The sequence below is a fragment of the Atribacteraceae bacterium genome, from assembly GCA_035477455.1.
GTDB lineage: Bacteria > Atribacterota > Atribacteria > Atribacterales > Atribacteraceae > DATIKP01.
On sequence record DATIKP010000135.1, the window covers coordinates 1 to 2,688 of the forward strand.

General features: G+C 49.7%; 4 protein-coding genes. 3 read left to right on the forward strand and 1 reads right to left on the reverse strand.

Annotated elements, in window-relative coordinates:
• From VLH40_08120 to VLH40_08130, 3 genes are all read left to right on the forward strand, one after another.
• On the forward strand, nucleotides 1-471 hold a 471-nt coding region (locus VLH40_08120; protein ID HSV31969.1), incomplete at its 5' end, for a hypothetical protein.
• 82 nt (nucleotides 472-553) lie between these two features.
• Nucleotides 554-1,603 (forward strand): IS481 family transposase, encoded by a 1,050-nt coding sequence (locus VLH40_08125; protein ID HSV31970.1) that lies wholly within the window; start codon nucleotides 554-556, stop codon nucleotides 1,601-1,603.
• Nucleotides 1,597-1,839: a DNA-3-methyladenine glycosylase I gene (locus VLH40_08130; protein ID HSV31971.1), complete on the forward strand. Its 243-nt coding sequence runs from the start codon at nucleotides 1,597-1,599 to the stop codon at nucleotides 1,837-1,839. Before VLH40_08125 ends, VLH40_08130 begins: the two co-directional genes overlap by 7 nt.
• Nucleotides 1,840-2,044: 205 nt before the next feature.
• Here the strand turns inward: VLH40_08130 and VLH40_08135 are convergent.
• On the reverse strand, nucleotides 2,045-2,688 hold a 644-nt coding region (locus VLH40_08135; protein ID HSV31972.1), incomplete at its 5' end, for an ATP-binding protein.

Here is a 2,688-nt window from a genome sequence, read left to right on the forward strand (position 1 = left end):
CGCCTGATTGTCGATAAGGGAAAAATTAGAGATAGACTTAGTGGAGTTGATGGGGAGTGGGTATTTATTGATACCAAATTTTATGAAAGAGGGAGCGACAAAGAAACAGTCAAGGGATGGGTCTTTAATTCCTCTTTAGCAAGCGATAGTTATTTAAATAATAGAAGGAATCTGGATAAAATATCGACTTTTAGAAGGTATAATTTTGAATTCAAAGGATGGGACCAGACTCGTAAATGGGAAATTCGACCAAACGGTAGCTTTAAATATCAATACTATAGTTATGAGTCAAAAAGTGAACGTGGAGTTGCGAGAGGGCATCTTTATAGGCATAAGGACTTGATCATTGCATATCTTGAACCAAAAGGAACTATTACGGAATATTTCTATTTTAAAGATGACGGATCGACACTCTGCTGTACATGGCCTGACTATAATGGTGAAATTATCTGTGTCGAACCTTTGAAGTAAAAAAATGTAATAGTTAAGATAATATCTGACACATGCCGATAATATTTAATAAGAGGTGTCAGATTATGAGAGCGAAGAAAGAGTGATCAAACCAAAACTTGGGGTTCTGAAACTGGCCCAGGAGTTAGGGAACGTATCCCAGGCATGTAAGATGTTCGGGTATTCCCGGGACAGTTATTATCGGTTCAAGGAACAGTTTGAGACTGGCGGGGAGGTGGGCCTTCAGGATCTGAACCGCCGGAAGCCCAATGTCAAGAACCGGGTAGACCCGGAGATCGAGCGCAGGGTTGTCGAGATGGCGATTGAGAACCCCGCCTATGGCCAGCAACGGGTCTCCAATGAACTCCGGAGGGAGGGACTTTTCATTTCCCCTGTGGGGGTCCGCTGCGTGTGGCAGCGCCACGATCTCGAGGTGTTCAAGAAACGGCTCAAGGCCCTGGAGGCGAAGGTGGCCCAAGAGGGCATCATCTTGACAGAGGACCAACTCAGGGCCATGGAACGGGCCAAGGATGAGAAGGCAGCCGAGGGAGAGATTGAGACTGCCCATCCGGGCTATCTGGGAGCGCAGGATACGTATTACGTGGGCACAATCAAGGGTGTGGGACGAATCTACCAGCAGACATTCATTGATACCTATGCCAAGGTAGCTCATGCAAAGCTTTATGACCGCAAGAACGCCCTGGTTGCGGCTGATATGCTCAATGATCGGGTACTGCCCTGGTACGAGGAACAAGACGTCCGGCTTTTGCGTATACTAACAGACCGTGGCACGGAGTACTGCGGCACCCGCGATCACCACGAGTATGAGCTGTATCTGAGCATCGAGGAGATTGAGCACACTAAGACGAAAACGCGTCATCCGCAGACCAATGGTATTTGTGAGCGATTCCACCGGACGATTCAGGATGAATTTTATGCGGTAGCATTTCGGAGAAGGCACTACACAAGCCTTGAGGAAATCCAGGTAGACCTTGATGAGTGGCTGAAGAAGTATAATGAACAGCGTCCCCATAGTGGTGGCCGGTACTGTTTTGGTAAAACACCGATGGAAACATTCAAGGATTCGAAGCACCTGGCCGATGAAAAAATGTTGGACAGACTGACAGCAAAAGAGGAGTCGGTTGTATGTTGAAAGGTCAAGTGTCAGATGATATTCTAACTTTTGCAGTCCACAGGTTCCGTGTTCTCGGTGATTTTCCGGTGTTTACCGACGAGGCCGTCGCCTGGGCGAAGGACCTCAAAAAGCGCGGCTTCAAGTTCCTGGGTCCCACGGTGGTGTACTCCCACATACAGGCCGTGGGGATGGTCAACGATCACACCGTGGACTGCTTCCGGCATAAGGAGCTTGCGGGGAGGAAGGGGTGGTGATTAAGGGACCTGTTCCGGCGCGCGATCTGCAGATTCACGGCGTACGTTGATTTGATGATCGCGGATCTTGCTTCCGCCTCCACCGGCCTCTCCATCCCCAACAGGATTCTTCAAGGAAGACCACTTTTGGGACATAGTATAATTCCCGTAAAAAGCATATTTTACACGAATTTCCCGGAACATCTATGATATCATGTTTCCTCTGTCAAAATCCAATCTTCCCGATATTCACCGTAACCCTGTATTTAATTTCGTTTTCCAACTCCTTAATTATAAGCTCGTGATCCATTTCACATTTCGAAACATACCGGTACCGCTGCCATACCGCTTTTAAATCGCCGGGGGTAAGCCCACCGATCGACGCGATCCTCAGCTTCTGCGCCGGAGTGAGCGGATCTTTCCCGCCGAAATATTTAACATACAGACCGACCTTATCGTCGTTTCTCAGCGGCCCGAACTCAATCTTCCAGGTGAACCGGCGCATGGCCGCCCTGTCCATGGAGGGGAGCAGATTCGTACAGCAGATGAGAATGCCGGAGTGGTTTTCCATCTGTGTAAGGAATTCGTTGGTGCGGCTGACCTCCCACGACCTGAACGCGTTCTCGCGGGCGGAGAAAAACGAATCGGCTTCATCGATAAACAGGATGGCCTTCGCTCGCACGGCTTCCCGAAACGCTGCGGCAATGTTCTTTTCGGTCATTCCGACCCACATGCTATCGAGATCGGAAGAGCGTTTCACAATCAGCGCGACGCCGAGGGAATGCGCGAGATATTTCGCGAATTCGGTTTTGCCCGTACCGGGCGGCCCCCAGAAGAGGATGTTGATGCCGCCCCGCCCTTCGGGACCGC